Source organism: Pseudomonas sp. FFPRI_1 (assembly GCF_055384485.1).
Map to the genome: position 1 here is coordinate 1,387,636 of NZ_AP029168.1, position 22,846 is coordinate 1,410,481.

General features: G+C 63.4%; 24 protein-coding genes and 1 pseudogene. 15 read left to right on the plus strand and 10 right to left on the minus strand.

The window, feature by feature from the left end; genetic code table 11:
- The 3 genes from ACZ5BO_RS06225 to ACZ5BO_RS06235 are packed head-to-tail and all read right to left on the minus strand — an operon-like array spanning position 1 to position 2,199.
- A complete protein-coding gene (locus ACZ5BO_RS06225) occupies positions 1 to 468 on the minus strand; it encodes a GNAT family N-acetyltransferase (RefSeq protein WP_464698760.1) in 468 nt (155 codons plus the stop codon).
- Between the two features lie 56 nt (positions 469 to 524).
- Entirely contained in the window at positions 525 to 1,337 is an 813-nt protein-coding gene (locus tag ACZ5BO_RS06230; protein WP_464698762.1) for a class I SAM-dependent methyltransferase, read from the minus strand.
- Between the two features lie 58 nt (positions 1,338 to 1,395).
- Positions 1,396 to 2,199 (minus strand): SirB1 family protein, encoded by an 804-nt coding sequence (locus ACZ5BO_RS06235; RefSeq protein WP_025131678.1) that lies wholly within the window; start codon positions 2,197 to 2,199, stop codon positions 1,396 to 1,398.
- Positions 2,200 to 2,383: 184 nt separating this feature from the next.
- On the opposite strand from ACZ5BO_RS06235, the gene ACZ5BO_RS06240 reads away from it, so the two are divergent.
- The 3 genes from ACZ5BO_RS06240 (at position 2,384) to ACZ5BO_RS06250 (ending at position 4,191) form a co-directional block, all read left to right on the plus strand.
- A complete protein-coding gene (locus ACZ5BO_RS06240; RefSeq protein WP_025131677.1) occupies positions 2,384 to 3,403 on the plus strand; it encodes a Leu/Phe/Val dehydrogenase in 1,020 nt (339 codons plus the stop codon).
- Between the two features lie 111 nt (positions 3,404 to 3,514).
- Positions 3,515 to 3,769: a hypothetical protein gene (locus tag ACZ5BO_RS06245; RefSeq protein WP_464698764.1), complete on the plus strand. Its 255-nt coding sequence runs from the start codon at positions 3,515 to 3,517 to the stop codon at positions 3,767 to 3,769.
- Positions 3,766 to 4,191: a hypothetical protein gene (locus ACZ5BO_RS06250; protein ID WP_464698766.1), complete on the plus strand. Its 426-nt coding sequence runs from the start codon at positions 3,766 to 3,768 to the stop codon at positions 4,189 to 4,191. The genes ACZ5BO_RS06245 and ACZ5BO_RS06250 overlap by 4 nt, the downstream gene beginning before the upstream one ends.
- A gap of 177 nt (positions 4,192 to 4,368) precedes the next feature.
- On the opposite strand, the pseudogene ACZ5BO_RS06255 reads toward ACZ5BO_RS06250, so the two are convergent.
- A pseudogene (locus ACZ5BO_RS06255) lies at positions 4,369 to 4,623 on the minus strand (YebG family protein); the annotation flags it as partial.
- Between the two features lie 266 nt (positions 4,624 to 4,889).
- Between ACZ5BO_RS06255 and ACZ5BO_RS06260 the strand changes: the two are divergent.
- On the plus strand, positions 4,890 to 5,390 hold the full coding sequence (locus ACZ5BO_RS06260; RefSeq protein WP_011059330.1) for a phosphate-starvation-inducible protein PsiE: 501 nt from the start codon (positions 4,890 to 4,892) through the stop codon (positions 5,388 to 5,390).
- Here the strand turns inward: ACZ5BO_RS06260 and ACZ5BO_RS06265 are convergent.
- The 3 genes from ACZ5BO_RS06265 to ACZ5BO_RS06275 all read right to left on the minus strand — a co-directional run bounded on the left by ACZ5BO_RS06265 (position 5,387) and on the right by ACZ5BO_RS06275 (position 8,659).
- Entirely contained in the window at positions 5,387 to 5,704 is a 318-nt protein-coding gene (locus tag ACZ5BO_RS06265; RefSeq protein WP_025131673.1) for a DUF3509 domain-containing protein, read from the minus strand. The two genes, ACZ5BO_RS06260 and ACZ5BO_RS06265, sit on opposite strands and share 4 nt — an antisense overlap.
- 219 nt (positions 5,705 to 5,923) lie before the next feature.
- On the minus strand, positions 5,924 to 7,219 hold the full coding sequence (locus tag ACZ5BO_RS06270) for a serine/threonine transporter (RefSeq protein WP_464698769.1): 1,296 nt from the start codon (positions 7,217 to 7,219) through the stop codon (positions 5,924 to 5,926).
- 63 nt (positions 7,220 to 7,282) lie between these two features.
- Complete coding sequence (locus ACZ5BO_RS06275) at positions 7,283 to 8,659, minus strand: L-serine ammonia-lyase (RefSeq protein ID WP_464698771.1); 1,377 nt, start codon at positions 8,657 to 8,659, stop codon at positions 7,283 to 7,285.
- Between the two features lie 135 nt (positions 8,660 to 8,794).
- Between ACZ5BO_RS06275 and ACZ5BO_RS06280 the strand changes: the two genes are divergently transcribed.
- Positions 8,795 to 9,742, plus strand: a complete 948-nt coding sequence (locus tag ACZ5BO_RS06280; RefSeq protein ID WP_025131670.1) for a LysR substrate-binding domain-containing protein — start codon at positions 8,795 to 8,797, stop codon at positions 9,740 to 9,742.
- Between the two features lie 213 nt (positions 9,743 to 9,955).
- The gene (locus ACZ5BO_RS06285; RefSeq protein WP_025131669.1) at positions 9,956 to 10,363 is read left to right on the plus strand and encodes an HPF/RaiA family ribosome-associated protein; all 408 of its coding nucleotides are present in this window, start codon (positions 9,956 to 9,958) and stop codon (positions 10,361 to 10,363) included.
- A gap of 59 nt (positions 10,364 to 10,422) precedes the next feature.
- On the opposite strand, the gene fecA is transcribed toward ACZ5BO_RS06285, so the two are convergent.
- The 3 genes from fecA to ACZ5BO_RS06300 all read right to left on the minus strand — a co-directional run bounded on the left by fecA (position 10,423) and on the right by ACZ5BO_RS06300 (position 14,501).
- A complete protein-coding gene (gene fecA / locus ACZ5BO_RS06290; RefSeq protein WP_464698773.1) occupies positions 10,423 to 12,783 on the minus strand; it encodes a TonB-dependent Fe(3+) dicitrate receptor FecA in 2,361 nt (786 codons plus the stop codon).
- Between the two features lie 255 nt (positions 12,784 to 13,038).
- Complete coding sequence (locus ACZ5BO_RS06295; protein ID WP_025131667.1) at positions 13,039 to 14,004, minus strand: FecR domain-containing protein; 966 nt, start codon at positions 14,002 to 14,004, stop codon at positions 13,039 to 13,041.
- Positions 14,005 to 14,012: 8 nt separating this feature from the next.
- The gene (locus ACZ5BO_RS06300; RefSeq protein WP_025131666.1) at positions 14,013 to 14,501 is read right to left on the minus strand and encodes a sigma-70 family RNA polymerase sigma factor; all 489 of its coding nucleotides are present in this window, start codon (positions 14,499 to 14,501) and stop codon (positions 14,013 to 14,015) included.
- A gap of 218 nt (positions 14,502 to 14,719) precedes the next feature.
- Here ACZ5BO_RS06300 and ACZ5BO_RS06305 point away from each other — a divergent pair, with 218 nt between their 5' ends.
- From ACZ5BO_RS06305 to ACZ5BO_RS06345, 9 genes are all read left to right on the plus strand, one after another.
- Positions 14,720 to 15,025, plus strand: a complete 306-nt coding sequence (locus ACZ5BO_RS06305; protein WP_025131665.1) for a DUF3649 domain-containing protein — start codon at positions 14,720 to 14,722, stop codon at positions 15,023 to 15,025.
- Entirely contained in the window at positions 15,022 to 16,608 is a 1,587-nt protein-coding gene (locus ACZ5BO_RS06310; RefSeq protein WP_464698776.1) for a PepSY-associated TM helix domain-containing protein, read from the plus strand. The genes ACZ5BO_RS06305 and ACZ5BO_RS06310 overlap by 4 nt, the downstream gene beginning before the upstream one ends.
- Positions 16,609 to 16,935, plus strand: a complete 327-nt coding sequence (locus ACZ5BO_RS06315) for a DUF3325 domain-containing protein (RefSeq protein ID WP_025131663.1) — start codon at positions 16,609 to 16,611, stop codon at positions 16,933 to 16,935.
- Positions 16,936 to 16,945: 10 nt separating this feature from the next.
- Positions 16,946 to 17,524 (plus strand): RNA polymerase sigma factor, encoded by a 579-nt coding sequence (locus ACZ5BO_RS06320; RefSeq protein WP_025131662.1) that lies wholly within the window; start codon positions 16,946 to 16,948, stop codon positions 17,522 to 17,524.
- Positions 17,521 to 18,510, plus strand: coding sequence for a FecR family protein (locus tag ACZ5BO_RS06325; protein ID WP_025131661.1), 990 nt, complete (start codon positions 17,521 to 17,523; stop codon positions 18,508 to 18,510). Before ACZ5BO_RS06320 ends, ACZ5BO_RS06325 begins: the two co-directional genes overlap by 4 nt.
- Before the next feature lie 170 nt (positions 18,511 to 18,680).
- Entirely contained in the window at positions 18,681 to 19,088 is a 408-nt protein-coding gene (locus tag ACZ5BO_RS06330; protein WP_025131660.1) for an ExbD/TolR family protein, read from the plus strand.
- Positions 19,089 to 19,092: 4 nt separating this feature from the next.
- Positions 19,093 to 19,857, plus strand: coding sequence for an energy transducer TonB family protein (locus ACZ5BO_RS06335; protein ID WP_025131659.1), 765 nt, complete (start codon positions 19,093 to 19,095; stop codon positions 19,855 to 19,857).
- 43 nt (positions 19,858 to 19,900) lie between these two features.
- Positions 19,901 to 22,141, plus strand: a complete 2,241-nt coding sequence (locus ACZ5BO_RS06340; protein ID WP_464698780.1) for a TonB-dependent receptor family protein — start codon at positions 19,901 to 19,903, stop codon at positions 22,139 to 22,141.
- Positions 22,142 to 22,169: 28 nt separating this feature from the next.
- Complete coding sequence (locus ACZ5BO_RS06345; protein WP_464698782.1) at positions 22,170 to 22,814, plus strand: MotA/TolQ/ExbB proton channel family protein; 645 nt, start codon at positions 22,170 to 22,172, stop codon at positions 22,812 to 22,814.
- Positions 22,815 to 22,846: the final 32 nt, after the last annotated feature.

A 22,846-nucleotide genomic window follows, 5' to 3' on the forward strand; every position in this document is an offset into this window, starting at 1 on the left:
TCAGCGTGCCAGGTGCTTGATCATCGGCACGCAGGCCAGGGTCAGGCCCCGGGGCGACTGGTACTGGGCGACCCGCTCGCCAACAAAGCCGCAGCGCCGATAGAAGTCCGCCGCGTTCAGGGTCGAGTCGAGGATCAGGTGCGTCAACCCTGCCTGCAGGGCCAGCGCTTCGAGGTAGTTCATCATCTGCTGGCCGATGCCTTGGCCCATGTACGCCGGGTCGACGAACACCGCGTCGACCTGGCCGGTCTCCAGGTCGAGCATGCCGCTGGCGGTGACCTGGTCATCGATGACTGCGACATGCCCGGTTTTTTCCAGCACCTCGACGAAATACTCGCCCAGGCTGCCGGCGGTCCAGACCTGCAGGTCGGCGGCGGGGTAATGGCCGCAGCACTGGTGGTTGATGGCTTGGTTACGAATGTCGAAGACCCGTTGCGCGTCGTCGCCATGAGCTTTTCTGATCAGCATGCTGTACCCGTTCCATGGAGTGAGCCGAGCATCCTGCCAGAGCCCGGCAGGGGCTGTCATGCGGCGTTGGCCTGGATCAGCAGCAGACCCCAGCCGGTCAGCAGCGTGCCGTCCGTCCGCAGCAGGGGCTGTATGGCCCGGTGCAGTTCGTCCTTCATCAAGCTGCACGTGGCGGGCTTCAGGCGGTCCAGGTCGTAGGTTTGCCCCAGGGCGTCCCAGAACTCCTCGAAGCTGGGGCGCCATTCAAGGTCCAGTTCTTCGAACTGCACGTCACGGTAGTGGCGCGCCAACAGCTGGCGCCAGCCATCCTGGGACTGGGCCCGAGGGTCCACCAGGGGCAGGGGCGCCAGGCGGTCACGCTGGGCGGCGGCGCGAAACACCTGCAGGTAGCGCTGGCCCGGTTCGCCCAGGAGAAAGCTGCGGCCGACGATGGCCGAGAGCTGGCCGCCCCGGGCCAGGACCCGATGCACCTCGGCCAGCACCTGTTCGATATCGCTCATGAGCATCAATGCCAGGTGCGAGACCACGGCGTCGACGCTGCCACTGGCCAGGGACAGGGATTGGGCCCGCTCATTGAGCAACACGCAGCGCTCGGTGAGGCGCAAGCGTGCCGCCTGCAGTTCGGTGGTGCTCATGTCCACGCCGATCAATCGCGCCTCGGGGTACTGTCTGGCGAGCAGATCCAGCAGGAAACCGTCGCCGCAGCCCAGGTCCAGTAGCTGTGCGCCAGGTTGGGCGGCGGCGAGTGTGGCGGCCAGCATGTCGTAGGACGAGCCGCGTCCCGGCAGGCCCAACCCGGAAAAGGCCGGCGGCGTGGTGCCGGGGCGGCGCTGGTGAAAGTCCTGAAGGAAGCGTTCGGCGCGGTTCATGCGGTTCATCCTTGATGCAAATGGGCGGGTAGTGTGCCACGCAGGCAGGGCCCGACTCTCAATGGACGATACTGTTGGGCGGCAGATGCCCCAGGCGCTCGGTCAGGCGCAGGCGCTGGATCGGGTCATCGCTGAGCAGCAAGGCGTGCTCCAGGTCGAAACGCTCGGCATTCGGGCACTCCAGGCGCTGGTAGAGGCTGGCCCGGGCCAGGTAGTCGGCGGCGCTGCCGTTGCCCAGTTCCAGCACCCGCTCGGCATTGATCAGTGCGCCCAGGTTGTCGTCATAGGACAGGTGCAGCTGGCGCAGGTTGCGCGACAGGCGCTGGAACATCTGCAGCGGCTCGGCACTGGCCAGGTGCTCGGCCTTGAGCTTGATGTGGGCGCCGTATTGGCGCTGCAGCAGTTCCCGGCAGTCGGCGGGGTACAACCGGCGTCCGCCGCAAGGGTCCAGCAGGTGGTCGGCACCGGGCACCCGCAGCAGGAAGTGGCCGGGGAAGTTCACCCCCTCCAGGGGGATCTGCAGGCGTTGCGCCAGCTCCAGGGCAATCAGTGCCAGGGCCAGGGGTTGCCCTCGGCGCAGCTCCAGGACCTTGTCCATCAAGGCCGCCTGGGGGCGCAGGGGCAGGTGTTCATCCTGCTGGAAGCCCAGATCGTTCATCCGCCGCAACAGTGGCTGGCCCAACTCGTTCGCCGGCAGTTGGGGCAGGCGGTTGCCGATCTGCTGCTGAATATCCTTGAAGGCTTCCAGTGAGTGCTCGGGCACCAGCCGCGGCTCATGCTCGGCGGCAATCCAGAGCGCGGCTTCCAGCAGAGCAGGCGGCGAGCGATGCAGGCAGGTGAAGAAAGCTTGGCGCGGGTTCATCTCGATCTCCGACGGATGCCTCGTTTTAGCCTCGTCGCGAACGTTCGTCCAGTGCTGACACAGGTAGTAGCAGGTTATTTCCCAATGCCTGCAATCACCCTCCGGCTTATTCCTGCGCGGCGCAGCAATTTCCAGGCGCAAGCCTATACTGGCGACTACCAAGAAGTGATTCGGGAGCCCGTCGATGTTCGCTCTCATGCACCACACCCGCCTTGAATCGCTGCACCTGAGCGTCGACCCCAGCACCGGGTTGAAGGCAGTGATCGCCATCCACAACAACCGCCTGGGGCCTGCCCTGGGCGGCTGTCGTTACCTGGCCTATCCCGATGACACCAGTGCCGTGGAGGATGCGGCGCGCCTGGCCCAGGGCATGAGCTACAAGGCCGCGCTGGCCGGCCTGCCCCAGGGCGGTGGCACCGCAGTGATCATTCGCCCCGCCCATGTGGAAAGCCGCGCCGCGCTGTTCGAGGCCTTTGGCCGTTGCATCGAGCAACTGGACGGGCGCTACATCACCGCCATCGACAGCGGCACCTCGGTGGCCGACATGGACTGCATCGCTCAGCAGACCCGCTATGTCACCAGCACCAGTGCCGCCGGCGACCCCTCGCCGCACACCGCCATGGGGGTCTTCGCCGGTATCCGCAGCACCGCCATGGCGCGCCTGGGCAGTGACAACCTGGAGGGCCTGCGGGTGGCGGTGCAGGGCCTGGGCAACGTCGGGTATGCCCTGGCCGAGCAACTGCACGCCGCCGGGGCCGAGTTGCTGGTCAGCGACATCGATTCGGGCAAGGTGCAACTGGCCATGGAGCAACTGGGCGCGCACCCGGTCGCCAATGACTCGCTGCTCAGCACCCCCTGCGACATTCTGGCGCCCTGTGGTTTGGGGGCCGTGCTCAACAGCCTCAGCGTGGCGCAACTGCGCTGCTCGGCGGTGGCCGGTTCGGCGAACAATCAACTGACCAACCTGCAAGTGGCCGACCAACTGGAGCGCCGCGGAATACTCTACGCACCGGACTACGTGATCAATTCGGGCGGCCTGATCTACGTGTCCCTCAAGCACCGCAACGAAGAACTCCCGGTCATCACCGCCCACCTGTCGAAGATCAGCCTGCGCCTGACCGAGATCTTCGCCCACGCCCAGGCGGAAAAACGCTCGCCGGCGCGGGTCGCGGACGAACTGGCGGAGCGGGTGCTGTACCACTAGGCATCCGAGTCTTAACCGGTGGCCCTGCGCTCTGTAGTATCAGGGCCCGGGAAAGGTTGCAGTGCCGAGCCCAATCCCTTACGGCCCAACTGACACGGAGTGTATTTGACGATGCCGCAAGTGCTGGATAGTGGGCTGGATAAGCAATTGTCTTCGCTGTTGCACTCGGGTGCGGATGTTCAATCGATACGCCATATTCTTCTGCAGTACCGGGATCGAGGCTTTGCCGCGCAGGCTGTGTACAACTATCTGGCGTCGTTCAGGCCTGATGCGTCCGATGAACTCGAAGACAGAGTCCTGGAAGCCATGGATATGGCAGCCGGATATTGCTCGCCAGGCTGCAGAGTGTGGGAGGTCGCGCCATGACCGTGGCGTATACGGACAATCAAGTGATTGGGGGTTCAGTAAGGGATCTGCAGCTGTACGCGGCGGCGTGCCTGGAGGCTTACTGCCTGAGCAAAGGTATTGCTCACCCTGCTGTAGATGACTTGGTAAAGCACCTTGAGGGCTACCCGGAAAAAGATCAGTTACTGGCCTGGGAGAGGGCCGGAGCGCAGTTGGCATTGAATGGTCGAGGGGATGCTTTGCCACAGAGCCTTGTTGCTTTGCTGGCGCCTGAGGATTGCGAAGGGTTCTCCAGCCTCGTCGACAGCGCGGTTGAGGTGGGAATGGTCGACCTGTATGGCGGCGCGACCGATTTGCCCGTGATGTTCCTGCACAAGATCACTGCCCTGTTGCGTCGCAACCTTATCGAGCTGCCTGCGCCGAAAGGTGCGGCAGTGGTTTAACCGGCGGCTGCATAACGGGCAGTTTTTGCTCGGCAAACATGAAAAAAGCCCTGTGCCATGGACACAGGGCTTATTCAATTCGAGTGATGCCTATTTAGCAGCCTTGGCTGCTTTCGCCGGCTTGGTCGGCGCCTCGACTTCAGCAGGTGGCTGCGCTTGAACCTCCTCCACCGCGGGAGCGGGGTCGCTGAGCAACTCGGACAATGCATCCGGCTGGCTCTTGAAGGCCCTGGCGAATACATCGCGGTTCTTCGCCATGTAGATCCCGGCTTCTTCCACCTGTTGTTCGCTCAGCGACGGCACTGCTTTTTGCAACACTTGCGCCAGCACTTCAGCCAGTTCGAGCATTTTGTCATGACGGTCAGCTTCGGCTTTATCCATGAACAAGCGCTCCAGATCTCGGCTGCTGCGGTATACCACTTCGACGGCCATTCACCACCTCACATGCCTTCACGATAATGGGTCTGTATAAACACTGTATCTATATACAGGTCGAGAGAATAGGCGAAACCTTTTCTCTTGGATAGTGGCTTTTTAATGTAGACGGATTTTTTTTCCCGGGCCGATTGTTACGCGGCCGTGCCTCGCTGGCAGCGGCCATCATCTTATTGATGGCTCCTGGCCTTTTTTCTGCATGCAGAACAACCGTCACGTCCAATCCGCATCATCCGGTCGAACCGACCTAAGGAAGAACCATCGTGAAAATCAATTGGGCCGAGAACCTGCGGCAGAACGTCCATCAACTGGCCGAGTCCCTGGGCAACCTGTTCGTCGAGTCCTTCCACTACCTGGCGCTGTTCGCCATCGGAGCCGTGACCGCCTGGGCGGCGGTGATGGAATTCCTGCAGATGATCGAGGTGGGGCACATCAAGATCGATGACATCCTGCTGCTGTTCATCTACCTGGAATTGGGGGCGATGGTCGGCATTTACTTCAAGACCAACCACATGCCGGTGCGCTTCCTGATCTACGTGGCGATCACCGCGCTGACCCGGCTGCTGATTTCCAACGTTTCCCACCACAACCCGCCGGACCTGGGGATCATCTACCTGTGTGGCGGGATTCTGCTGCTGGCGTTTGCCATCCTGGTGGTGCGCTACGCCTCGTCGCAGTTTCCTTCGGTGAAGATCGAGCACCCGCAGCGCAAGATCGGCGCCGGCTCCGGCGAACACCCGGAAGTGGAGAAGGGCGAGCTTTAAAACCTCAGGGCCGGGGGCACGGGCTTGTGGCCCTCGGGCGGTGGCAGCGCCAGGCTGTCGCCGTTGGTCATGGCTTCGAGGATGGCCATGGCGCTGTGCCCCTGTTCGATGGCGATGCCGAACTGAATGCTCTGCACCAGGCGCCTGATGCGTTGCGGGTCATTGCGCTGGGCGGCGCTGATCATGCGCTTGGCCACCACCCGGCCGGTTTGCGACAGGGTCAGCATGATGCTGCCGTCCAGGCCCTGGATGCTCAGGTTGACCTGGTACTGCGGGGTGAAAGTGTCGGTAATCAGTTGAAAAGGGTTGTCCATAATGCGTCACCGCCTGATGGGATCGTGCAGTCATTGACTGGCCGCAGATGGAATTAGTTCGCGATTCCAGACCACTGGCCAGTCGTTCGCCGAGGGTGGCCAACGTCCGTATTGCTCAAGGGCGATAAAGCAAGGGACATGCCGGGAAACACGCCGGGCAATGATTGCGGGGACAAAAAAAGCGGACCATCAGGTCCGCTTTTTCATTGCCGGTCCGTTTTAGGGCACGACCGAGTAAATGATCGCAGACAGTGCGATCAGGCCGATCAGCACCACGAACAGGTTCGACAGTTGGCCCGAATACTGGCGCAGTGAAGGCACGCGCCGGATTGCATACATCGGCATCAGGAACAGCAGGCAGGCGATCACCGGTCCGCCCATGGTCTCGATAATGCGCAGGATGCTCGGGTTGAAGGTGGCCACGGCCCAGCAACTGAGGATCATGAACACTGCGGTGATCCTTTCCAGGCTGGTGGACGACAGCGAGCGCCCCCGCAGGTTCTTCACGATCAATCCCTGGAAGCCCTCGCTGGCGCCGATGTAGTGGCCCAGGAACGACTTGGTAATGGCCACCAGGGCGATCAGCGGTGCCGCGTAGGCAATCACCGGGGTCTGGAAGTGGTTGGCCAGGTACGACAGGATCGAGATGTTCTGATCCTTGGCCGCCACCAGGTCCGCCGGCGACAGGGCCAGCACGCAGCTGAAGCAGAAGAACATCACCGTCAGCACCATCATGGCGTGGGACATGGCCAGGATCCCGCTGCTCTTGCGCTCGGCCTGGGCGCCGTAGTGGCGCTTCTGATCCAGGGCGAAGGCCGAGATGATCGGTGAGTGGTTGAAGGAAAACACCATCACCGGAATCGCCAGCCACAGGGTCTTGAAGAACAACCCCAGGGGCATGCCTTCGCTGGCGGAGGCGAAGAATGCACCGTTCCAGTTGGGAATCAGGCTCAGGGCCAGGAGCAGCAGCGCGGCGACAAAGGGGTACACCAGCAGACTCATGGCCCGCACTATCACACCCTGGCCACAGCGCACGATGGCCATCAGGCCGAGGATCAGTAGCAGCGACAGCAGCGCCCGTGGCGGTGGAGTCATGTGCAACTGGTGCTCCATGAAGTTGCTCAGGGTGTTGGTCAGGGCCACGCTGTACACCAGCAGGATCGGGAAGATCGCAAAGAAATAGAGCAGGGTGATCAGCTTGCCGGCGCCGACCCCGAAGTGTTCTTCCACCACCTCGGTGATGTCGCCGGAGCGCCCGGACAGTACAAAGCGGGTCAGCCCGCGGTGGGCGAAGAAGGTCATCGGGAAGGCCAGCAACGCCAGCACGATCAATGGCCAGAAACCACCAACGCCGGCATTGAACGGCAGGAACAGGGTGCCGGCACCGATGGCGGTGCCATACAGGCCGAGCATCCAGGTGGTGTCGCGCTGGCTCCAGCCAGTGTCGCGGGTTGCGGTGTCGCGGTGTGTCGCTACAGCAGGGTTTTCGGCAGCAGGTGCAGGTACATCGGTCATCGGTATCGCCTCGTTATTATTCTTGCTCGGGCTCACGTGGTACGGACGGTCAGGGAAGGCTCCTCAGCATTCCACCCAGCTCACCGCCAGGCCGCCCCGTGAAGTCTCTTTGTATTTGTCGTGCATGTCGGCGCCGGTATCGCGCATGGTGCGGATCACCCGGTCCAGGGAAATGAAGTGCTGGCCGTTGCCACGCAGGGCCATCTGGGTCGCGTTGATGGCCTTGACCGCAGCAATCGCGTTGCGCTCGATGCACGGCACCTGCACCAGCCCGCCGACGGGGTCGCAGGTCAGGCCGAGGTTGTGCTCCAGGCCGATTTCAGCGGCGTTTTCCAGCTGTTCGGGGGTGGCCCCGAGCACCTCCGCAAGACCGGCCGCGGCCATGGCGCAGGCCGAGCCCACTTCGCCCTGGCAGCCGACTTCGGCGCCGGAAATCGAGGCGTTCTTCTTGCACAGGATGCCCACCGCCGCGGCGCCGAGAAAGAACGCCACGACATCGTCATCAGAGGCCTGGGGGTTGAATTTCATGTAGTAGTGCAGCACCGCCGGAATGATCCCCGCCGCGCCATTGGTCGGGGCGGTGACCATGCGCCCGCCCGCGGCGTTTTCCTCGTTCACCGCCAGGGCGAACAGGTTGACCCATTCCATGGCCGAGAGGGTCGAGGTGATGACGTTGGGCTTGCCGATCTCCAGCAGGCTGCGGTGCAGCTTGGCGGCGCGCCGGGGCACGCCGAGGCCGCCGGGCAGGGTGCCTTCGTGGCTCAGGCCCTGTTCCACGCATTCGCGCATCACCGACCAGATGTGCAGCAAGCCGCTGCGGATTTCTGTTTCGCTGCGCCAGGCCCGTTCGTTGGCCATCATCAGCTCACCGACCCGCAGCTTGTGCTGCTTGCACAGGGTCAGCAACTGCGCGGCGCTGTTGAAGTCATAGGGCAACTCGACACTGGCGCCGGCTTCGGCCCCGGCGGCAACCTGGGCCGCCTCGACAATAAAGCCGCCACCCACCGAGTAGTAGGTCTGTTCCAGTAGCGTGGAGCTGTCCCCGAAGGCAGTCAGGGACATGGCATTGGGGTGATAGGGCAGGCTTTCGTCCAGCAGCAGCAAGTCCTGGTACCAGTCGAAGGCAATGGCCGTCCGGCCGCCCAGGAGCAATTGGCCGCTGTCGCGCAACTGCTGGATCCGTGGATCGATGCTGGTGGGGTCGATGCTGTCCGGCCATTCGCCCATCAGGCCCATGACGCTGGCGCGGTCGGTGGCGTGGCCGATGCCGGTGGCGGACAGCGAACCGTAGAGTCGGATCTCTACTCGCCGCACCCGGTCCTGCAGACCCTGTTCGAACAGGGCTTGGGCGAAGGTCGCGGCCGCACGCATCGGGCCTACGGTGTGGGAGCTGGAGGGACCGATACCGACTTTGAAAAGATCGAAAACACTGATAGCCATACTAAAGCCTTACAAGCAATGGAGGAGAGATCGCTGCCATTTTTTGTAGGACGAGCGCAATGTCGGCGATACTGCCCGCCTCGGTCGACACTGACCAACGAAACTTCCTAAGAGATCATTTAGCAGGACTAAACGATGAGCCGTCAGCTTCATGCCCAAACCTATGTCTGGCTGCATGTGTTTTCCTGTGCCGCGCGGCACCTGTCCTTTACCCGCTGCGCCGAAGAACTGCACATCACCCCCGGGGCCGTCAGCCAGCAGATCCGCCAGCTTGAAGAACGCCTGGGCTTGCGGCTGTTCCACCGACGGGCGCGGGGCGTCGAGCTGAGTGCCGAGGGCCAGCGCCTGGCCCTGACGGTGAGCGAGGCCTATGGCAGCATCGATGCCGAGTTGCGCCGCCTGGACGCGGGCATGATCGGCGGCACCTTGCGCCTGCGTTCGATCCCGTCGTTTCTCGGCAAGTGGCTGACTCCGCGCCTGCCGCGGCTGCAACAGCGTTATCCGGAAATCCAGCTGCGCCTGGTGGCGGAGGACAGCAGCGTGGCCCTGCACGAGGGTGACTTCGACCTGGCCATCGACTTGAATGACGGCAGTTATCCCGGTTTGCAGTCCACGGCGCTGCTGGACGAGCAGATCTTCCCGGTCTGTGCGCCGAGCCTGTTGCGGGGACGGCCACCGCTGCACGGGCCGGCGGACCTGGCGCATTTTCCGTTGCTGCACGACATCACCGCCTGGCGCGGCAGCTATGAATACGCGGAATGGGAGTTCTACCTGAACGCCATTGGCTTTGACGGCGCAGATGTGCGGCGTGGCCATACGTTCAACCGCAACCACCTGACCATCGAGGCGGCGATTGCCGGCATGGGCGTGGCGATTGCCCGGCGCACCCTGCTCAACGATGAGCTGGAGCGCGGCGCCCTGATCGTGCCTTTCGGCCTCGCCGTGCCCAATCACAAGCGTTATGTACTGCTCTATGCGCCGGGCGCCCTGAGCCATCCGGGGGTGCGTGCGGTGCATGACTGGCTGGTGGAGGAGGCAGAGATATTTCGCGGCTTGCACCCCCTGGGCGAGGGGCAATTGTGAGGTGTTGTTACAGGAGAGTGAATCGACCTAACTCCCGACATTAACAGCGCTTTTACAGTTTGTCCGGCTTTATTTGCGTATGAATATTTATCTTTTTTTAGGGGTTGAAATGTTCGTCGCCGTGCCTAATTGTGTAATCAAGAGGTCACGACATGCAGCGATCAGCGCATTGCCTTGACTCTCTTGCGAGCTAGCTGAAATAAGGGAAGAACTATGCAAATCCAAGTCCATAGCGATAACCATATTCAAAGCAGCATTCGGTTGGAGGAGTGGGTACGCAGCACCGTTGAAAGCACGCTGGAACGTTACGAAGAAGACCTGACCCGGGTGGTGGTCCACCTGCGTGACGAGAACGGCGGCAAGTCAGGCCCGGATGACATGCGTTGCCAGCTCGAGGCCCGGCCAAAAGGCCACCAGCCGATTTCCGTGACCCATAAGGCCGATACCCTGGAGCAGGCGATCGACGGCGCCACCATCAAGCTGGAAAGCGCCCTGGGACACATGTTTGGCAAGCTGCGCGACAAACGTGCGGCAGTCGCCCCCAGCACCGATGGCACCGAGGCGGATGCCTTGCTGGAAGAAGAATTCCTGGAGAACCAGCAGGCGGCCCTCAACAGCTGACGCCTGAGTTTCTCCCTCAACAAGAAGGGCCTGCAATGCAGGCCCTTTTTTGTGCTCGATCAGAAAGCCACTGAGGTCTGCACGTAGAGGGTTCGTGGTTCGCCCACGTACTTGCCTTTGTTGTTGTCGTCGAAGGAGCGGGTGAAGTACTGGTGGTTGAGAAGGTTTTTCACCCCCACTGCGACATTCAGGTCCGACAGCTGCGGGCCGAAGTCGTAGCCGGCGCGGGTGCTGAACAGCATGTAGCCGGGAATGCGTCCGGCACTGCCGTCGGCACTTTCGGCGGCGGTGTTGGCGTTGTCGGCAAACTGGCTGCTCTGGTAGCTGCTGTCGAGATTGAGCTTCCATGGACCTTCGGTGTAGCTCACCCCCAGGGTGCCCTTGTGCTTGGAGGAGAACGGCACGCGGTTGCCCTTGTTCGGGCCGTCTTCACGGATGGTGGCGTCGACGTAGGCGTAGGTGGCGTAGACATCGAAGCCCGCCAGCGCCGGGTTCAAGCCGTCGAGGGCGTAGTTGATGCTGCTTTCGATGCCCTGGTGCCGGGTTTCACCCCGGGCGATCACCGTGTCGTTGGTCTGGTTGCTGTCGTACTGGTTGTCGAAGTTGATCAGGAAGGCGCCGATCTCCGCTCGCAGGGTGCCGTCGTCATAGCGGGTGCCCAGTTCCCAGGTGCGGGCCTTTTCCGGTTTCACTTCGCCGCTGGCCACGCGGTTGGGCATCTGGCTGTACTGCACGCTGCCGAAGGAGCCTTCGGTGTTGGCGTAGAGGTTCCAGCTTTCGTTGAGGTGGTACATCACATTCAGCGCCGGCAGCGCAGTGTTGTAGTCGCCCTTGTATTTGACGTGGGTCAGGTTGTTGCTCTGCTGGGACTCGATCATCTCGTAGCGGATGCCCGGGGTCAGGGTCCACTTGCCGATGTCGATGCGGTCGTCGACGAAGAACGCATGGGCCTCGGTGCCGCCGCGAGTGTCGCGATCATTGCGGCTGCTGGTGGTGGGCAGTTGCTGGTTGGCGGTCAGCGGCGTGCGATAGCGCAGCTCATGACCGGCTTCGTTGATGTAGCGATAGCCGACGCCGACTTCGTGGCTGCTGTCACCCAGGTCGAAACCCTGGGCGAAGCGGGTTTCCAGGCCACGCACCCAGTACTCGCGGGGTGACAGGGAAAGGAAACTGCCCTGGTCCAGGTAGCCGCTGCGCAGGGTCTTGGTGAAGAAGCTGTTGACCGTGAATTCGCGGCGATCCTCCTGGTAGCGATAGCCGACATTGAACATGGTGCGGCGCCCCCAGAACTTGTCGTAGGGCCGGGTCGACTGATACGGGTCGGCTTTGTAGTCCGCCACGTTCAGACCGCCGGGCATGTCGGCCTCGCCCTCGTAGTACTGGGCCATGGCGTTGAAACTGTTGGCCTCGTCCAACTGGTACTTGCCCTTGAGGATCAGGTCGTCGATCTGCGTGTCGCTGTGTTCGCGCCAGTCGCCGCCACGGGTGCCGGAATACAGCAGGGCGCCGCCCAGGCCGTTGGCGTTGGTGCCGCCGACCAGCAGGTTGCCGGTGGTCTTGAAGCCGTCATGGCTGGAGGAGGGGCTGGTTTCGGTCTGCACGCCGCCCTTGAGTGTCGGCGCATCGGGGATTGCCCGGGTCACGAAGTTGACGATCCCGCCGACGTTCTGCGGGCCATAGCGCACCGCGCCACCGCCGCGCACCACGTCCACCGCGTCCATGTTGCCCATGCTGATGGGAGCGAACGACAGTTGTGGCTGGCCGTAGGGCGCAAACGGCACCGGGATGCCGTCCATCAGCACTGTAGAGCGTGACGCCAGGCGCGGGTTGAGGCCGCGTATGCCGAAGTTCAGCGCCATGTCGTGGCTGCCGGTGCCGTTGTTGTCTGGCGCGTTGACCCCGGGAATGCGGTTGAGCACATCCCGCGCCTGGGTCGCGCCCTGGCGTTCGAACTCCTCGCGACGGATCACGTCCCGGGCCCCTGGGTGTTCGAACACATCGCTTTGCTGGGCATCACCGAGCCAGTCGCCGACCACGCTGGAGGCTCCCAGGTGCAGGGACGCGGGGGCCGCGTCGGCACTCGCCGGTTGCAGGCTGAAGGCATTGTTGCCCTCGGCCCGGGCTTGCAGGCCGGTGCCTTGCAACAGCGCGTTGAGGCCTTCCTGCGGACGGTACTGGCCTTCCAGGCCACGGCTTGCCACGCCGCTGGTGACCTGTGAGCCGAAGGAGATCAGCACCCCGGCTTGCCGGCCGAACTGGTTCAGCGCGTCTTCCAGCGAGGTCGGGGCGATGTGGTACGGCTTGGCCTCGGCTTCGGCAGCATGCACCAGGGGCAGGCTGGCAAGGCTCAGGCTGGCGCCCAGCAACAAGTGGCGCAGGCTGCGGGCCAGGGGCGAGAGGCGGTTGGGTTGCTCGGTCATGAACGGCGATCCTGAGAAGGGGGAATCGAGGTGGCTTTCCCTCTCTGTCACCCGAGCCTGGCAAAACGGCTCATCTGCATTGAAATTATTTTTCCACACCCGGCAACTCCCCTGGAGCGCGAGGGCAGGCTGCAGTGGTTGGCGAAGCGGATGTGCTGCTGCGAGAGCCGAAAGCCCCGGCAGGCCGAGTGCAATCGGCCGGTGTACCCCTGGGGTCTCGGCGACAAGAGCAACCCACAGCGGGTCGACCGCTCATCACGCCCGTGCCTGGACCGTGACCCAATACCGGGTGAAGCGCCGTACCCGGACCGGCAGGCTGATTTCCAGCAGGTCGAGGATCCGCTCGCTGTCCTCCAGGGGATAGCTGCCGGAAATCAGCAGGTCCGCCACCTGGGCATCGCAATTGAGCTGGCCACGGCGGTAGCGCCCCAGTTCGTCGAGGAAATCCGCCAGGCGCATGTGCGCGGCCACCAGCATGCCCTCGCTCCAGGCACCGCTGCCGGCGTCCAGGGCCCGCGGGGCCTGCCAGCTATTGCTGCTGAAATTCAACTGCTGCCCGGCCACGACCCGTGGTGGCGCGGTCGAATAGCTGGCGGGAAGTACTTCGACCGCGCCGGAGAACACCGCCAGCTGGGTATGCTCCTTGAACTGCCGCAGGTTCAACCGCGCCGCGTCGGGGCGCACCATCCCCTGGGCACTCTGCACTCGCAAGGGCCGGGGATCCTTGGCGGCACTGAGCATGATCTCGCCTTCCAGCAGGTGGATCAGCCGCTGCTGGCCGTCGAAGCGCACGTCCACCGCGCTGCGGGTGTTGAGCTGCAACTGGCTGCCGTCACTGAGTTGCAACTTGCGCCGCTGACCCAGGGGGCTGCGGTAGTCGGCCAGCAGCGGCGGCAGCGGGTTGTGCTCGCGCAGGCCCCAGGCGGCGGCCGAGCCGGCGCCGAGAATCAGCAGCAGCTTCAGCGCCTGGCGCCGGCTGCTGGACTGCGGTGCATTCAGGGCCGCATGGGCCAGGGGCGAGGACAAACCGCGCAAGCGCTGGTTGACCCGTTGGATATGGGCCCAGGCCCGCTGGTGCTCGCTGTGGGCATCGTGCCATTGCTGCCAGGCCTGCTGCTGGCGCGGATTCAAGGGCCCGTCCTGCATTTCGATCAGCCAGTGCACGGCCTGTTCGGCCACCTGGTTGCTGAAGTCGGGCTGGCCATTGAGCTGGGGATTCATCGAGGCGCTCACAGGGCGAAATAGCAGCGCATGGCTGCCTTGTTCAGGTGGCGTTTGACCGTGGCAATGGAGATACCCAGCTCCCGGGCGATTTCGCCGTAGGTCAGGCCGTCCAGCTGGCACAGCAGGAAGGCTCGCTTGACCGGGCGCGGCAGGCCGTCGAGCAACTGGTCCAGCTCCATCAGGGTTTGCAGGATGATGGCCCGCTCTTCCTCAGAAGGTGCGACGAGTTCGGGCATCTGCGCCAGGGTTTCCTGGTAGGCCCGCTCCAGGTCCTGACGCCGGTAGTGGTTGCACAGCACCCGCTTGGCGATGGTGGTAAGAAACGCCCGAGGCTCGATCAGGGATGGCATTTCCCGGGCGCTGAGCACCCGGATAAAGGTGTCCTGGGCCAGGTCGGCCGCGCTGTGGGGGCAACCGAGCCTGCGCCGCAACCATGTGTTCAACCAGCTGTGGTGGGCATGGTAGAGGACTTCGACGGTAGAGGAGTGGGACAAGCCGGACGCTCCCGCAGCAAGACGATGCTTAAGAGAATAGGAATTGTTCGCATTGTAGTGGCGCGACATAGCGTTGTGCAATCAAGGCGGACCGACGGATCGTTCACAAGTCCGTAGCTGCTTTTTGCGTATGAGAATATTTATCATTAGTATTGGCCGCCTATTTCATCCGGGCGCTTTTCAGTGCCGCGGATTTTTCCTGGCTTCAAGGTCGAAACATGAAAAGCAAGGTCGGCGGGGTTCCCGCTTCCTACCGTCTGGCTGTTGCCTCGCGGGTTTGTGCCGCGGTCCTGGGCGGCTACCTGCTGGCGGCGCTGTCGAGCGTCTGCCTGACGTTGCTGCTGCCCCTGCCACGGGCGGATGCGGTGATCAGCGGGATGATGACCTCCTTCCTGTTCTACCTGGTGGCGGTGCTCTGGTGCTTCGCTTGCCGCAGTGCCTGGCAAGCCTGGCTCGGCCTGCTGCTGCCGGGCCTGCTGCTCGCGGCCGTGGCCGCTGGCGCCTATTGGATGGCGCAGCCATGAAAGAGGGATTTCGCCAGTCGATGGCCTGGCTGCACACCTGGAGCGGGTTGCTGTTCGGCTGGCTGCTGTTCGCGATTTTCTTCACCGGGACCCTGTCCTACTTCAAGGAGGAAATCACTCACTGGATGCAGCCGGAGGCGCCAGTCCGGAGCCTGAACGCCGAGGCCAGCCTGGGGCTGGCCCAGCGTTACCTGGAGCAGCATGCCCAGGGTGCCTCGCGCTGGTTCATCGCCCTGCCCGATGCCCGCCAGCCGGCGTTGTCGGTGAGCTGGCAGGCGCCGGCAGAAACCGGCCAGCGTGGTCAATTCACCGAGAAGCTGCTGGACCCTGCCACCGGCAGCGAACTGCACCTGCGCGAGACCCGGGGCGGCGAGTTCTTCTACCGCTTTCACTTCCAATTGCAGATGCCCTATCCCTGGGGCCGCTGGCTGTCGACCCTGGCGGCCATGGTGATGTTCGTGGCCCTGGTCAGCGGCATCATCATCCACAAGAAAATCTTCAAGGACTTCTTCACCTTCCGTCCGCGCAAGGGCCAGCGCACCTGGCTCGACGGGCACAACGCGCTGGGGGTGCTGGTGCTGCCGTTCCACCTGATGATCACCTACAGCAGCCTGGTGATCTTCATGTACATGGTGATGCCGGCGAGCATCCTGGTGGCCTACCAGGGTGACAGCGACGCCTTCTTCAAGGACCTGCGCCCCGCCAGCAACAGCACGCCGGCGGCCGGCCAGGCGGCGCCGCTGGTGGCCCTCGAACCTTTGCTCAAGCAAGCCCAGGCCCATTGGCCCGGCGGTCGCGTGCAGCGGGTGACGGTCAATCATCCAGGAGACCTGAACGCCTCGGTGCAGGTATTCCGCCATGGCGCCGACCGGGTGGCCCGTGATTTCAGCAGTTCGGTCGCGTTCAACGGGGTCACCGGCCAACCGTTGCAGGCCAGCTCCGAGGCATCGCTGCCGCGGATGATTGGCGGCAGCTTCTATGGCCTGCACATGGGCCTGTTCGCCGGGCCGGTGATGCGCTGGCTGTACTTTATCTGCGGCCTGGCGAGCACCGCGATGATCGGCACCGGGCTGGTGATCTGGCTCGGCAAGCGCCAGTTGAAACATGCCAAGACTGGGGTGATGCCCGTTGAACTGCGTCTGGTGGAGGTGTTGAACATCACCAGCATGTCCGGGCTGGTGCTGGCGGTGGCGGGTTTTTTCTGGGCCAATCGGCTGCTGCCGGCAGGCTTCGCCGAGCGTGCCGACTGGGAGGTCAACAGCTTCTTCATTCTCTGGGGCCTGAGCCTGCTGCACGCGAGCCTTCGTCCGGGACGTCGTGCCTGGGTAGAACAGCTCGGCCTGGCCGCGTTGCTGTTCACCGCCGTGCCCCTGCTGGACGCCTTGACCCACCCGAACCTGACGGACGGTTTTCTGGTCGGTGGCGACTGGATGCTGGCCGGCTTCGACCTGGCGTGCCTGGGCAGCGGCCTGTTCCTGGCCTGGGCGGCGCGCAAGATGCACCGGGCCCCCCATGCTGGCGCTGGCGGTAAACCCCGCAGCGCCCGGCAACCCGCGCAGGCGGTTGAGACCGAGGTGAACTGAATGCTCCTGACGCTGCTGCTCTGTTACGCCGGATTCACCGGCCTGTGCCTGTCCCTGGAGCGCCATCATGGTGAACTGCTCGGGCACAAGCCCAGCGCCCGGCGGCGTCATGGCTTGCGCCTGGGCGGCTGGCTGCTGCTGGGCCTGTCGCTGGTGGCGGCGGTTGTCGACACCGGTTGGGGCCTGGGCCTGGTGCAGTGGTGTGGGCTGCTGATGTGCAGTGCTCTGGCGCTGGTGCTGCTGTTGCCGTATCGCCCGCGTCTGGCACTGTCGATGGCGGGGGCCAGCTTGCTGGCCAGCCCGCTCGCCGCCTTCGCCCACTTCTGAGCCGCTGCCGATGATGAGCACCCTGCCTCCCGAACCTTCTGATCTGGACCCTCCAGAGCTGCGGGGCAGTCGTGCGCATTTTCTCCAGGTGTTCCTCTCCCAGCGTTCGCAGATGGAGGCTCTGGTCAGCCGCCGGGTGGGTTGTCGGGCCACCGCCGCCGACCTGGTGCAGGACCTGTTCCTGCGCTTCTGGCGCCGGCCCCTGGTGCAGGTCGAGGAACTGAGCACCTACCTGCTGCGCTGTGCCGGCAACATCGCCATCGACCACCTGCGCAGCGAAGGCGCGCGGGTCCGGGTCAGCGAAGGCTGGCTGCCGGAGCAGCAGGACAACCAGAGCATCGAGCCCCAGGCCGCCCTGGAAGCCGGCAACGATTTGCGGCACGTGGAGGCCGCCTTGCGCAGCCTGCCGGAGCGCACCCGGCAGATCTTCCTGCTCAACCGCATCCACGGGCGCAAGTACGCGGAGATCGCCAAGGTCATGGGGCTGTCCCAAAGCGCCGTGGAAAAACATATGATGCGCGCCCTTGAAGCCTGCAAGGCCAGCTTGCGGGAACCCCCGATGACGCGCACGCCAAGGAATGCACCGTGAATCACAGCGCTTGCGTCATCCCGACGCCCGCCCAGGAACAGGCCGCTCTGGCCTGGCTCAGCCTGCTCCACGACCAGCCCAGCAGCGGTGACCAGGCTACCTTCAGCCAATGGCTGCAGGCCGATCCGGCCCATGTCGAGGCCTACGCCCAGGCCCAGGTGCTGTGGGAATTGAGCGAAGCCCCGGCGCGTACCCTGGCCGATGAAGACGCCCTGGCCATGCAGCGGCTGCTGCGGGCCATGGACGGGGCCAAGGGCCGGCATCGGCGACGCTGGTCGGTCGGGCTGGCCATGGCCGCCAGCGTGCTGCTGGCGGTGGCCCTGGGCGCCGGCTGGCAGCCGGGGCGCTGGGTCGATGACCTGGGGGCCGATTACGTTTCCGCGCCGGGTCAGGTGCGCACCGTGGTCCTGGCCGACCAGAGCGAGGTGACCCTGGACGCCGACAGCGCCATTGCCGTGGATTTCAGCCACGGTGAACGCCATGTGCAACTGCGTCGTGGTGCCGGTTTTTTCAGCGTGACCCATACCGGGCAACCCTTTGTGGTCGAGGCCGAGCAGGGCCAGGCGCGGGTCCTGGGCACCCAGTTCGAAGTGCGCCTGCAACCGGGGGGCGCCCAGGTCACTGTGCTTTCCGGGCGCGTGGCGGTCACCGCGGCGCAGGGCGCTGCACAACAGGTCCTCGGTGCCGGCCAGCAAGTGGCTTATGACCACGGCCAGGCGCAGCCGCTGCATCCTGTCGACAGCGAGGCGCAACTGGCCTGGCGCCAGGGCTGGCTGAACTATTACCACGCGCCATTGGCGGTGGTGGTCGAGGACCTGCGCCGCTATTTCCCCGGACGCATCCTGCTGCTGAACGACGATCTGGCAGCCCGCCGGGTCAGCGGCAGTTTTGCCAGCAAGGACCCGCAAGCGGTCCTCGACTCCCTGCAGGCAGCCCTCGGCTTCCAGCAGCACAGGGTTTTCGGACGATTCGTCGTCCTGCGCTGAGAACCCCGTCCCAGAGCTCCCGAACATTCATCGATATCACCCCGTTCTGTCACTAAAGCGTTACATGAGACGCGGATGATCTGCGCATTCCTGAGCACATGGTCAGGATCGGCGAGGGTTGTGATTCAGCTCTCACAAGGGAGGGAAGGCTGAAGCAGGGGAGCAAGACGATGCGCAGCTGGGATATCGCTAAAAAGAAGAAGGCCCACATCGAAATCATCCCGATGATCGATGTGATGATGTTTCTCCTGGTGTTCTTCGTACTCATCAGTCTCAACGTGATTCCCGCCGTGGGGATCAAGACGCAGTTGCCGGTGGCCAGTACCGCGCAGCAATTGAAGCCGCAAAACAAGGCGGTGATCACCCTGGGCCTGCAAGAGCGCCTGCAACTCGATGGCCAGGACCTGGATGAAGGTGCGCTGCTGGCACAACTCAAAGTGCTCAACGATGGCAGCGAGAAGTTGGTGATCATTATCAACAGCGACCAGGGCGTTGAAGTTAAGCGCCTGGTATCGGTGATGGATTTGCTCAAGGGCAATGGCTTCTCTTCCGTCTCCATCGCTACACGCAAGTCCTGACGCCATGTTTGCCTTATATAAAACCCGCAAGTGGGTAGCGTGCTTGTTGCCGGCTGTTTTACTGGCATTGGTCATCTACGCCAGTCAGTTGCAACGCCTGCAGATCAAGCCGGTGTATGACGAGAGCACGGTGGAGATCGCGCTGATCGACTCTGCCGAGCTGGTGGCCGCGGTCGAGCCGCCACCGCCTGAGCCCGAACCGCTGCCGGTCGAGCCCGAGCCAGAAGTGCTGGTGCCGGACGAAGAGCCGCTGGTGATCGAGCCGCCCAAGCCCAAGCCGGTGGTCAAGCCCAAGCCGCCCGTGCCCAAGCCGCTGGTGGCCAAGCCCCAGCCACCCAAGCCGGCTCCGGTCGAGGTGGCCAAGAGCGTCCCGGTGCCGCAGCCCGCCGTGGCGACGGCGCCGAAACCGCCGGTGGCAACACCGGCCCCTGCACCGGCGCCGGCCCCCGCGGCCCCGGCCAGTGCAATCAAGGAAAGCCTGTACACCGCCGCTTTGCGCAAGGAACTGGAAAAGCACAAGCAATACCCCAGCGGCCGCGAGGCCTCGTTGCAACGTCCCCAGGGCGATGTAGTGATCTGGCTGGAAGTCGATCGGGCCGGCAACGTGCTCGACAGTGGCATCGAAAACAAGGCGCCGAACATGTTGCTCAATCGCGCCGCGCAAACCAGTTTGCGCCGCGTGGAGAAAGTTTCACCGTTTCCTTCGGACGCGTTCTCCGGCAAGAACAAGCAACGTTTTACCGCGACCTTTAGTTACAACGTGGAATAAACCCATCACCTATTAACGAAAGTTGTAAGCAAGGGATTGACCCGTGAAGATCAATAAACTTTATGCCCTGCTTCTGGCATCGGGCCTGGGCAGTTTTGCGCCACTGGTTCTGGCTGACGATTCAGTGGACGTTGGTGCGGTAAACGTGGCCGGTAAACAGACCTTGGGCAATGGCCACATGATCAAGGAAGAGAGCGCCAAAGGGCGTTCCACCGTGACCAAGGAAGCCATGGATCAGATGGCCCCCACCGCCAACGCCGTGGACAAGCTCAAGTACACCCCGGGGATCAACGTCTCCAGCACCGACGCCTCGGGCCTGAGTGGCACCAACTTCACCATGCGCGGGATGAACTCCGACCAGGTGGGGCTTTCGGCCGACGGTTTCCCGATCAACGATTCGGGGGACTACAGCATCTATCCGAACCTGATGGGCGACCCGGAAAACTTCAGCGAAGTCTTCGTCACCCAAGGCTCCTCGGAAGCCGACGGTCCGCACATTGGTTCCAGTGGCGGCAACATCGGCCTGGTGACGGTACGTCCGACCAAGGACTTCGGGGTGTTCGCCAAGCAGTCGGTGGGTTCGAACAACCTGCGCAAGTCCTTCGCCCGTTTGAACACCGGCGACCTGGGCGGTTTCAAGACCTGGGTCTCGGCCTCTCACACCGAGGGTGACAAGTGGAAAGGCAAGGGCACCCTGCGCGCCGACAAGATCGAGTGGAACACCCTGTTCGAAGACGGCAACGGCAACTCCACCAACGCCATCGTCAAATACAACCTGCAGGAAAACTACAACTACAACAGCGTCAGCAAATCGCAGTTCCAGACCCAGGGCCGGCGCCTGGACTACTCGGAAAGCACCGTGTTCAAGAACGGCAGCGTGTCCCAGTCCTACAAGCTCAATCGCAACCCCTTCGAGAGCGTGACCGCCTCGGTGACCCAGCGCTTCCAACTGCGCGATGACTTGAGCCTGACCTTCAACCCCTACTACGTGTGGTCCAACGGCGGCAGCTTCAGCGGCCAGACCGCCACCACCCTGAGCAGCACTTCGAGCAAGGCCGGCAACTACGATCTCCGTGGCCTGCCCAGCGGCACCTACTACCGGCCATCGTGGACCGAGACCTGGCGTCCCGGCATGACCACCAAGCTCAAGTGGGACCTCAACGAAGAACACAGCCTGGACGTCGGCTACTGGTACGAGCGCGCTCGCCAGCGCCAGACCCAGCCCTTCATCGGCATCAAAGGCAACGGCGCACCGGAAAACGTCTGGGGCGACTACAACGGCTCCGACCAACTGGTGGATCGCAACGGCGCCACGGTCCAGGGCCGTCATCAATACACGGTGACCCCGGCGCAGAAACTCTGGGTGCAGGACACCTGGCAGGCGACCCCGGACCTGACCCTCACCGGCGCCCTGGCGTACCAGTACGTGGAGCGCGACGGCAACAACCTGGGCAGCCTCACCGACAAGCCGGAAAAACGTGACGCCAAGTACCACGAGTTTTTGCCGAGCTTCAACGCCAAGTACCAGGTCGACCCGAACAACCAGGCGTTCTACAACGTCACCCGCAACATGCGCACGCCACCCAACTACGTGCTCTACAACAAGGGTGACTCCATCAGCCTGAAACCCGAGCTGAGCTGGAACCAGGAACTGGGCTGGCGCTACAGCGAAGAGAACATGGCCCTGAGCGCGACCCTGTTCTACATCACCTTCAAGGACCGGCAGATCTCCACCACCGACCTCAATGGCGACTATGTAGTGGCCAACGTCGGCGAGGTGAAGAACCGCGGCCTGGAACTGGAGTGGAGCGGCAAGCTGCCGCACGACTTCAACTACTACGCCTCGTACACCTACACCAAGTCCGAGCAGATGGATGACCTGACCAACAAGAACGTGCTGCTGCCCACTTCCGGCAAGCAACTGACCAACGTTCCGGAAAACATGTTCAACCTGAGCCTGGGCTACGACGATTCGCGCTACTACGGCAACGTGGTGGGCAAGTACGTCGGCGCCTTCTACGGCGACCTGACCAACGACGAGAAGATCTCCGGACGCACCGTGTTCGACCTCAACGCCGGTATCCACCTGCCGGTGGACAAGAAGGTGCTGAAGTCCGCGACCCTGCGCTTCTCGATGCTCAACGTGTTCGACAAGGAATACCTGGCGTCGGTCCGCACCGTGTCTTTCAACTCGGTGAAGACCAATGGCCTGGCGCCAAGCACCGCCTACTACAACGTGGGTGAAGAACGCACCGCGATGGTCTCTCTGGAAGCGGCGTTCTGATTCGACTCAGGCACAAGAGGAAATGACGATGGACATGAATCTGCTGCACGACATCACCTTCTACACCATGTACGGCGCGGCCGCGATTGCCGCCTTCATCGCCGTGGAGCGCGGCATCTACTTCAGCTTCAGCCTGCGCCAGGCGAAGAAACTGGAGACCGTGCTCAACCCGAAGATGCACAGCGTCGACGACCTGCCCGCCGAGCTGCGTGAGCGCAACAGCCTGCCCCTGGAAATGGTCGCCGAGCTGTTCGCCCACAAGCAGGGGCTGGCCAGCCACAAGGACCTGGAAGACCTCAGCGAGTCGATCTACATCGCCACCCGCAGCAAGCTGATGCATGGCCTGTGGCTGCTGGAAACCGTGGTCACCGCGGCGCCCTTGCTGGGCCTGCTGGGGACCATCCTGGGGATCATCGACACCTTCAAGGCCTTGGCCGAGACCGGTGTTTCCGACCCGGGCGAGGTGTCCAAGGGCATCGGCACGGCGCTGTACGCCACGGCCCTGGGTATCGCCATCGCCCTGGGCAGCATGATCTTCCACAACCACTTCCAGGATCGGGTCGAGCGCATCACCGACCACTTGAAGATCCTGCTGCTGCGCGCCGGCATGGGCACCGCCCTGAAGGCTCCGCCAGCGCCACAGACGGTCCACGGCAGCCTGCAACCTGCCTGATGGTCTAACCTGCTGCCGCTGTTGCAGGCCTT

Bases quoted from the DNA above. Each gene is read 5' to 3' on its own strand.
- ACZ5BO_RS06225 (WP_464698760.1), bottom strand. From the start codon at position 468: ATGCTGATCAGAAAAGCTCATGGCGACGACGCGCAACGGGTCTTCGAC.
- ACZ5BO_RS06230 (WP_464698762.1), bottom strand. From the start codon at position 1,337: ATGAACCGCGCCGAACGCTTCCTTCAGGACTTTCACCAGCGCCGCCCC.
- ACZ5BO_RS06235 (WP_025131678.1), bottom strand. From the start codon at position 2,199: ATGAACCCGCGCCAAGCTTTCTTCACCTGCCTGCATCGCTCGCCGCCT.
- ACZ5BO_RS06240 (WP_025131677.1), top strand. From the start codon at position 2,384: ATGTTCGCTCTCATGCACCACACCCGCCTTGAATCGCTGCACCTGAGC.
- ACZ5BO_RS06245 (WP_464698764.1), top strand. From the start codon at position 3,515: ATGCCGCAAGTGCTGGATAGTGGGCTGGATAAGCAATTGTCTTCGCTG.
- ACZ5BO_RS06250 (WP_464698766.1), top strand. From the start codon at position 3,766: ATGACCGTGGCGTATACGGACAATCAAGTGATTGGGGGTTCAGTAAGG.
- ACZ5BO_RS06265 (WP_025131673.1), bottom strand. From the start codon at position 5,704: ATGGACAACCCTTTTCAACTGATTACCGACACTTTCACCCCGCAGTAC.
- ACZ5BO_RS06270 (WP_464698769.1), bottom strand. From the start codon at position 7,219: ATGACCGATGTACCTGCACCTGCTGCCGAAAACCCTGCTGTAGCGACA.
- ACZ5BO_RS06275 (WP_464698771.1), bottom strand. From the start codon at position 8,659: ATGGCTATCAGTGTTTTCGATCTTTTCAAAGTCGGTATCGGTCCCTCC.
- ACZ5BO_RS06280 (WP_025131670.1), top strand. From the start codon at position 8,795: ATGAGCCGTCAGCTTCATGCCCAAACCTATGTCTGGCTGCATGTGTTT.
- ACZ5BO_RS06285 (WP_025131669.1), top strand. From the start codon at position 9,956: ATGCAAATCCAAGTCCATAGCGATAACCATATTCAAAGCAGCATTCGG.
- fecA (WP_464698773.1), bottom strand. From the start codon at position 12,783: ATGACCGAGCAACCCAACCGCCTCTCGCCCCTGGCCCGCAGCCTGCGC.
- ACZ5BO_RS06295 (WP_025131667.1), bottom strand. From the start codon at position 14,004: ATGAATCCCCAGCTCAATGGCCAGCCCGACTTCAGCAACCAGGTGGCC.
- ACZ5BO_RS06305 (WP_025131665.1), top strand. From the start codon at position 14,720: ATGAAAAGCAAGGTCGGCGGGGTTCCCGCTTCCTACCGTCTGGCTGTT.
- ACZ5BO_RS06310 (WP_464698776.1), top strand. From the start codon at position 15,022: ATGAAAGAGGGATTTCGCCAGTCGATGGCCTGGCTGCACACCTGGAGC.
- ACZ5BO_RS06315 (WP_025131663.1), top strand. From the start codon at position 16,609: ATGCTCCTGACGCTGCTGCTCTGTTACGCCGGATTCACCGGCCTGTGC.
- ACZ5BO_RS06320 (WP_025131662.1), top strand. From the start codon at position 16,946: ATGATGAGCACCCTGCCTCCCGAACCTTCTGATCTGGACCCTCCAGAG.
- ACZ5BO_RS06330 (WP_025131660.1), top strand. From the start codon at position 18,681: ATGCGCAGCTGGGATATCGCTAAAAAGAAGAAGGCCCACATCGAAATC.
- ACZ5BO_RS06335 (WP_025131659.1), top strand. From the start codon at position 19,093: ATGTTTGCCTTATATAAAACCCGCAAGTGGGTAGCGTGCTTGTTGCCG.
- ACZ5BO_RS06345 (WP_464698782.1), top strand. From the start codon at position 22,170: ATGGACATGAATCTGCTGCACGACATCACCTTCTACACCATGTACGGC.